At 59.1% G+C, this 7070-nt stretch carries 8 protein-coding genes and 2 pseudogenes; 5 read left to right on the plus strand and 5 right to left on the minus strand.

Annotation, left to right across the window (positions count from 1 at the left end):
• The 4 genes and pseudogenes from EN935_RS16185 to EN935_RS16195 all read left to right on the plus strand — a co-directional run.
• The coding region (locus EN935_RS16185) for a M20/M25/M40 family metallo-hydrolase (protein ID WP_127373440.1) at positions 1 to 688 on the plus strand (688 nt) is incomplete at its 5' end.
• A 5-nt stretch (positions 689 to 693) separates the two neighbouring features.
• Positions 694 to 1252: pseudogene (locus tag EN935_RS16190) on the plus strand (allophanate hydrolase subunit 1); the annotation flags it as partial.
• A gap of 18 nt (positions 1253 to 1270) precedes the next feature.
• The gene (locus EN935_RS42090; protein ID WP_245488985.1) at positions 1271 to 1429 is read left to right on the plus strand and encodes a hypothetical protein; all 159 of its coding nucleotides are present in this window, start codon (positions 1271 to 1273) and stop codon (positions 1427 to 1429) included.
• Positions 1422 to 2282, plus strand: coding sequence for a biotin-dependent carboxyltransferase family protein (locus tag EN935_RS16195; protein WP_281040338.1), 861 nt, complete (start codon positions 1422 to 1424; stop codon positions 2280 to 2282). The genes EN935_RS42090 and EN935_RS16195 overlap by 8 nt, the downstream gene beginning before the upstream one ends.
• Positions 2283 to 2535: 253 nt before the next feature.
• On the opposite strand, the gene EN935_RS40815 is transcribed toward EN935_RS16195, so the two are convergent.
• The 4 genes from EN935_RS40815 to EN935_RS16210 all read right to left on the minus strand — a co-directional run bounded on the left by EN935_RS40815 (position 2536) and on the right by EN935_RS16210 (position 4956).
• On the minus strand, positions 2536 to 2691 hold the full coding sequence (locus EN935_RS40815; protein WP_164771158.1) for a hypothetical protein: 156 nt from the start codon (positions 2689 to 2691) through the stop codon (positions 2536 to 2538).
• 81 nt (positions 2692 to 2772) lie between these two features.
• Positions 2773 to 3507, minus strand: a complete 735-nt coding sequence (locus EN935_RS16200) for an ABC transporter permease subunit (protein ID WP_127265099.1) — start codon at positions 3505 to 3507, stop codon at positions 2773 to 2775.
• A gap of 4 nt (positions 3508 to 3511) precedes the next feature.
• Positions 3512 to 4207: an ABC transporter permease subunit gene (locus EN935_RS16205; RefSeq protein WP_206532413.1), complete on the minus strand. Its 696-nt coding sequence runs from the start codon at positions 4205 to 4207 to the stop codon at positions 3512 to 3514.
• Between the two features lie 8 nt (positions 4208 to 4215).
• Positions 4216 to 4956, minus strand: coding sequence for an ATP-binding cassette domain-containing protein (locus tag EN935_RS16210; protein ID WP_127265104.1), 741 nt, complete (start codon positions 4954 to 4956; stop codon positions 4216 to 4218).
• Positions 4957 to 5556: 600 nt separating this feature from the next.
• On the opposite strand from EN935_RS16210, the gene EN935_RS42800 reads away from it, so the two are divergent.
• Positions 5557 to 6150, plus strand: coding sequence for an NAD(P)-binding domain-containing protein (locus EN935_RS42800; RefSeq protein WP_127265098.1), 594 nt, complete (start codon positions 5557 to 5559; stop codon positions 6148 to 6150).
• An 89-nt stretch (positions 6151 to 6239) separates the two neighbouring features.
• On the opposite strand, the pseudogene EN935_RS16220 reads toward EN935_RS42800, so the two are convergent.
• Positions 6240 to 6683, minus strand: a pseudogene (locus tag EN935_RS16220) (hypothetical protein); the annotation flags it as partial.
• Between the last annotated feature and the right edge of the window lie 387 nt (positions 6684 to 7070).

Below are 7070 nucleotides of genomic sequence, written 5' to 3' on the forward strand. Positions count from 1 at the left end.
AATCCATATCGAGCAGGGTCCTACGCTTGAACTGGATAACGCACCGATCGGCCTGGTAAGTGGAATTTCGGGCAGCTTCCGCTATCGGGCCGCCAAATGTCTCGGCGTCTACGGCCACTCCGGAGCCGTACCGCGTCGCCACCGCCGCGACGCCTTCATGGCCCTGGCAGAACTCGCCATGAAGCTCGACTGCTTCTGGGAAGAAAACGAAACTCCCGATGCTCCGCTGACCATCACATTTGGCCAGGTCACGACCGATCCTGTGCAGCATGCCTTTAGCAAGGTCCCCGGCGAAGTCGGGTTCAGCCTTGACGTCCGCAGCACGGCGCCAGCGCTGCTCGAGCGCGCCGATACGGCCTTAATGAAATTCGCGGCGGAGATCGAAGCGCGGCGCGGCGTGCATTTCGATTGGGGGCCGCGTTCAGGCAGCACCCCTGCTGTGATGGACGCCGGCATTCTTGGCTTGCTCGAACTGATCGCCGGCCAAAGGGGTGTTCTGGCACCACGCCTGCCCAGCGGCGCCGGCCACGATGCGGCTGTCTTTTCGGCGAACGGCATCCCCTCAGCAATGATCTTTGTGCGCAACCAGAACGGCAGCCATAATCCGGACGAGGCGATGCGGCTGGAGGATCTCGAAGTTGCGGCGACGATGCTTGCCCAGCTGCTTATGGCTGAGGCTGTGAAATGACCGAAATGCGTCGCTACGTGCTGCGTTTGCTCGACGCCGGCGACGGTGGGTTGGTTGTCGAGCTTGGCCAGGATATCGATGAAGCGACCAATGCAGCGGTGATGGCGCTTGCAGACCGACTGGCAGAAACGGCTCCCGAAGGTATTCTCGAAATCATACCAACTTACCGCTCGGTGCTGGTCCAATTCGATCCGCTGCGCCTGGCCAAACCCGCGCTTGCCGAAGCGGTCCATTCAGCCTGGTCCACGTCGCAAGCCACGCAGCGCAATGCCAGCCTGTGGCACATCCCGGTATGCTACGGGGGACAGCACGGCGCCGATCTTGGAGCTGTTGCGCAAGCCCACAAGCTCGATGAAGCCGAGGTTGTTGCGCGCCACGCCGGCGCAACTTACCGCATCTACATGATTGGTTTCGCGCCGGGGTTTGCCTATCTAGGCGGCCTTGACCGTTGCCTTCATACCAGCCGCCGCCCCCAGACGCTTGAAAGCACCACCACGCAGTGTGTCCATCGGTGGTATGCAGACGGCCGTCTCGCCGCCGATCGAGATCCCCAGCGGTTGGCACATGTTGGGTCAAACGGCAGTGCGTACTTATAATCCACTGCGCAAGGCGCAACCGTTCCTGTTTGGACCGGGCGATTACCTGCGCTTTCACCCCATCGACGAGCAGGAATATGATCGGCAGCTTCAAGCCGTCGAGAGCGGTGCGCTTGTCGCCGAACGCGAGGACTTCCATGGCTAGCGTACTTGAGGTCATCGAAGCCGGCCCCCTGTCAACCATTCAGGATCGCGGCCGTTTCGGCTACCAACGCTTTGGCATCTCGGCATCCGGCCCTATGGACATGGTCGCCTTCCGACTGGCCAATACATTGGTCGGCAATGATGAGACTGCCGCAGCCATCGAGATGACCTTGGCAGGCGCGACGCTGAAAGTCTGCGCGGATCGCTGTCATATGGCTTATGCCGGCGCCCCAGCCCCAATCGCGATCGACGGCAACCCGGTTCCAGCCAACGCAAGCTTCATGGTCGAACGCGGAGCAACCATTGCCGTTGGCGCTATGCGCAGCGGGCTTCGCGGCTACCTTGCTGTGGCCGGAGGCATCCTGTGTGATCCTGTTCTGAAAAGCCGTGCCACGCATACCCGCTCAGGCATAGGCGGGCTTGACGGTGCCCAGTTGAAGGTCGGCCAAGAGCTTCCCGTCGCGCCGCGCGGCAATGCGGAGTCTTGCTGGGAAATCGATCTCGAGCTGATCCCGCCGCTGGTCGGTCCCGTACGGGTGCTTTTGGGTCCGCAGGACGATATGTTTACAGCCGCCGGGATCGAGACTTTGCTGAAGTGCGAATACCACTTGTCGGCCAAGGTCGATCGCATGGGCTGTCAGTTGGAAGGGCCACGCATCGAACACCGCGGCGACTTCAACATTGTCTCTGACGGAATCGTCAACGGCAGCATCCAGGTACCCGGTAATTGGCTTGCCCATCATCCTGCTCGCAGATCGCCAAACGACGGGCGGTTATGCCAAGATCGCAACGGTGATCAGCGCGGACCTTCGCAAGATAGCGCAAACACGCCCCGGAGAGGCGCTGCGCTTTGAAGCGGTAGACGCTGAGACGGCCGAACAGAGCGCACTCAAGGAAGCGCAAGATCTTGCGGCGGCTTTTGCCTCTATCAGGCCAAGGGCCAGTCAGCCGTTGCGGGTTTCACCCGATCGCCTGTGGATGATCGACCTGTTGGGTGGCGTGGCAACCAAGCCATAAGCCACGACCGCTGTTCCGAGTTCGAAAGCACGATATGACGACGTTCCGGCTGCGAACGCGTCGGCACTTTTGGAAACCCGGCCTGACGACCTAGCGCAACCCGTCCGCTTGGGTACAGTCGATGGCAATGATGCCCGTGGTCAGACTGTCGTAAAGCGTAAAGCCGTCCTCGGCCTGGGGTAACGGGAAGGTGTGGGTGATCAGACGGGCCGCCCGGTCGCGGAACGGCCCCTCCAGCATGCGCAAGCACAGCAAGCTGCTCGTCTTCGCTGTTGGGCGGCCCTGCCGCGGGCGAAAGTCCGTTTAATCGAATGATTTTACCAGCGCTCAACCGGTGCGCGGTTGCAGGTGTCGATTGAACCGCCGCTCCATCCATCGGAAGGTGCGCGTTACGGTCAGCGCTATGGCTGCGTATATCAATGCAGCGGTGATGAACCCTTCATAGGCCAGGTAAAACATGCCGTTCAAAGTCCGGCCGGCACCCAGCACATCAACGATGGTGATTGTGGATGCCACCACCGTTCCATGCAGGGCAAATATCACTTCGTTGGAATACATCGGCAACGCACGTCGAAAAGCGCTGGGAAGGATGATGCGATACATCCTCTGGACAGGCAGCATGCCGCAAGCGCGCGCCGCTTCAACCTCGCCCGGTGGGACAGCCTCAAGACCGCCGCGCACGATTTCCGTCACATAGGCGGCGGTGTTTAGCGAAAACGCAATGAAGGCGCACCACCACGGATCGCGCAGTACCGCCCAGGCAAAGCTGTTCTTGATGAAGGCGACCTCGCCTGCGCCGAAATAGAGCAAGTAGGTCTGCACCAGAAGTGGTGTGCCGCGGAACAGGTAGGAGTAGACAAAGATTACCGGGTTCGCCACCGGCACCTTCTGTGCCCGCGCGATGCCCAGAGGAACCGCGAGCATGGCACCCACGCCCGTCGTAAGCACAAACAAGATCACCGTGTTGATAAAGCCGGTGAGGAATAGGCGCCACTGCGAAACAATGAGGACGAAATCGATCGGCGAATAATTGGCACTGAAATCGATGATGGATTGCAACATGCTGTCACCCCACCGCTCGGGTCTTGAGACCGTAGCGCCGCTCCAGCAGATGGAAGGCAGCGCCCGATACCAATGTGATCAGCAGGTAGACAAAAAGTGTCAGGCCCATGAACACGAAAACGTGGTGGGTCGAACGACCAGCCTGGAAACTGTTGAACACCAGATCCTGCAGACCGATAACCGAAACCAGGGCGGTGGTTTTCATGAGAACCTGCCAGTTGTTGCCGAGGCCCGGCAGGGCGTAACGGATCAGTTGAGGCCAGATGATGCGCGTAAATAGCCGGCGATTCGACAGACCGCAGGCGAGACCAGCCTCGATCTGGCCGCGAGGTATCGACAGGATCGCGGCACGGAAGGTCTCCGTGATATAGGCGCCGAAGATAAAGGCGATGGTGCCGACGCCAGCTACAAATGTGCTGATTTCAACATAGCCCCAGAGGCCGGTAGCGTCGCCGAGCTGGTTCAGAAATGTCTGGCCGCCATAGTAGAGAAGGAGCATCAGGACCAGATCAGGAACAGAGCGCACACTGGCTGTATAGTAGCTTACAATGCGCTTGATCCAGTCATGCTCCGAGAAGCTGCCCAAGGCGCCGGCGAGACCGATGAGCACGGCACAAATGAGCGCCAGAATGCCGACCGACAGGGTGATGATTGTTCCCTTCAAGATCAGCGGCAGGAAAGGTAAGATTATATCGATCATCGCAACACTCAATTCCGTGTTCGGGCAAGGAATTTTTGTAGGTGCGGCGATGCCGGATGACCGAGGACCTCGCCAGGCAGGCCTTGCTCCTCCAACTCACCCTGATGAAGGAAAACGACCTTGTTGGACACGTCACGCGCGAAAGCTATCTCGTGGGTCACGACCAGCATGGTCCTGCCTTCACCCGCCAAATCGCGCATCACTTTCAACACCTCGCCGACGAGCTCCGGATCGAGTGCCGACGTAGGTTCATCAAAAAGCATCACGTCGGGATTCATTGCCAGGGCGCGGGCTATGGCTGCGCGCTGCTGTTGTCCGCCCGAAATGTGGCTCGGGTAGTAGTCGCGGCGGTCGTACATCCCGACCTTGTCCAGAATTGCCTTGGCGTCCTCAATCGCCTGAGCGCGCGTCTTGCCGAGAACCGAGATCGGTGCCTCGATAACATTTTCCAGGACCGACATGTGGGACCACAGATTGAAACTTTGAAAAACCATGGCCAGGCGGGCACGCATCCGGGCCAATTGCCGCCGGTCGCAAGCATAAAGCCCGCCGTCCTTGTGAGGCTGCAAGCTGAGCTCCTCACCTTTCAGTCTAATTGACCCCGCGGACGGCCTCTCAAGCAGGTTGATGCAGCGCAGAAAGGTACTCTTGCCGGAGCCGGACGCCCCTATGATCGAGATCACGTCATGATCACGCGCGGCCAGGGAGATACCCTTCAGCACCTCGTGCGAGCCAAAGCTCTTTCGCATGCCGTCGACGTTCAATGCTTCCGCGGCATCGGCGACAACCTTTTGCACCAGCGATTCCTCCCGACGATCGGACCGCGCACCTCTTGCGTGGTCCAGATTGCTATAGAGGAGCAGACCGTTTCAGTTCATCCCATTCCGTCAAACCACTGTTTGAGCAACCGCCATCTAGATCGCACAGCAAATGTGAACCCCTCCGGCCTAGGCCGTCGGCCGGCAGGTGGCGTAGGTGTTGTCGTCGTCGTCCATGGCGACGCCAGGCCGTATGGCGAAGATCTGAAATTGCGCCCCGACACGGAAGCGCTCACCGCGGCTGAAGCCGGCACTTGATTGTTAGCGAAGGCACTCGACCTTAGGCTATCTGAGGCCCGTGCTATCTGCGGCCCGTTGAGTTCGAGGAACAAGCTATGCTAGCTTAACCTCGTGTCCGAAAACCGGCATCAGGCCAGCTAGGCCAAACCATTTCCTTAGTGAGCCACAGACCCAACGCGCTCGCACTTCTTCAATCAGATTCTTGACTACTAGAAGGGTCTTCGATGAACGAGACTTACGACGAACTTGAGACTGACCTGGTCGGTGCACTCGATCGACTGAGTCGGTGACATGAGAGTAAACATTGATAGTGTGGTTCTAATAGGTGGCGGCAATATGGGCTTTGCCATGCTCAGGGGCTGGCTCGGTCATGGCGTCGTGACAAGTCACCGAATAGCGGTGGTCGAACCTGTCGAGGCCTTGCGCGCGCGGGCGGCCGCGTTTAGCGCCAACCCTATCACAATGACCGCGGGCTTGGTCGCGATGCAGATGTTCGATCGGGACGCCGTTGCAAGCCTGAACAGCCTGGCTGACCGAGCCCGAGCAGGGATCGCAGAAGCTATCAAGATTGCTGATGTGCCTGCGTGCGTTACCGGAGCGGGTTCCATGTTCCGCATACATCTAAAAGGGACCGCGCCAACGAGCTATCGGAGCGCCTTCGCAGGACCTAAGGAACAGAACTGTATCTCAGCGCTGCTCGACCACTTCTTCGCCAATGGCTTGCTCATGATCGAGACATGTTCGGGCCTTTTATCCACCCCGATGACTAAGACCGAGATCGATCGGTTGTCAGAAGTAGTATTGGACGGCTTGCGCCTTGTCAGGCCGATGCTCGATGACATACAGGTTGCTTCAACAAGGGTCGCGATCGAGCGGCAGACCTGATCGCGTGACATGAGGTTCATCTCAGCCGGCCAGTCCTTCAGGCTGGAGCGTGGCTAGGTTCGCTTTGCGTCACATGTTCAGGAATGTGTTGCGATGGCGCCAAGCGGCGAGGTGGTGACGGGGAGTTCGATTTCATAATCGGCGCCGGTGCGCATCAGCATGGTGGCATAGCGGTAGCCGTCCTTGCCGAACCGCTCGCCGGAATATTCGAAATCGAACCCGCCGATGGAGGCGACAGTCGGTTTCGCCTTGCTGCTGAAGCTGCGCGAGAGTCAGGATTTCCTTCATCAGCGCGCGACCGGCGAGTTTGCGCTCGGTGAACGGATCGCCCCGACCACCATACTGAACCCATCGCCGGTCGTCGGCACGAGGCGCTCGATGTCCTTCCCGACCTCGCCGAGGCGCCGGGTCGAGTATTCGATATCGCGCTCGGCATCGCGGATCTGCCGTCGAACGGCGTGCTTATCATCAATGTGGGCCGCGGGAAGGCGATCCAGACGGGCAATGCCTGCCTTCAGACCCGCCTTCTGGAGGCCATTGGCAAACTCGGTCTTAGGATTGGAAACCCTACCCTCAGCCAGAAAACCTCCTGTTTTCAATTGCATAGTCCACACACCAACGAGACCCATAATTCCGGAGTGGGAAACCCCGTGAAATGCCGAATAATTCCGGACACCACCTCGGTTCGAGCCCAATGGCAGCAGACCTAATTCCACACTGCCCTTTTATGCGACTTTCGAAGCACAGATCATGAACATGGAGTATTGGGTTCTAATTGACCCCAGCTTTGCGCGCCGGAAGCGGACATGGCCTGCGAAGAGCCAGCGTGGCTCAGGCAAATGGCGCAACGTTTGGCACGTTCGCGCTTTGAACAATCACCGTGCACCAATGAGCTATGGCTGAAACTGGGTGATGACGGT

The sequence above is a fragment of the Mesorhizobium sp. M7D.F.Ca.US.004.03.1.1 genome (genome assembly GCF_003998635.1).
In the GTDB taxonomy this organism is placed as follows: Bacteria; Pseudomonadota; Alphaproteobacteria; order Rhizobiales; family Rhizobiaceae; genus Mesorhizobium; species Mesorhizobium loti.

Coding starts and splice junctions, on each gene's coding strand:
- EN935_RS16195 (WP_281040338.1), top strand. CDS start 1,422: ATGGCTAGCGTACTTGAGGTCATCGAAGCCGGCCCCCTGTCAACCATT.
- EN935_RS16200 (WP_127265099.1), bottom strand. CDS start 3,507: ATGTTGCAATCCATCATCGATTTCAGTGCCAATTATTCGCCGATCGAT.
- EN935_RS16205 (WP_206532413.1), bottom strand. CDS start 4,207: ATGATCGATATAATCTTACCTTTCCTGCCGCTGATCTTGAAGGGAACA.
- EN935_RS16210 (WP_127265104.1), bottom strand. CDS start 4,956: ATGCGAAAGAGCTTTGGCTCGCACGAGGTGCTGAAGGGTATCTCCCTG.
- EN935_RS42800 (WP_127265098.1), top strand. CDS start 5,557: ATGAGAGTAAACATTGATAGTGTGGTTCTAATAGGTGGCGGCAATATG.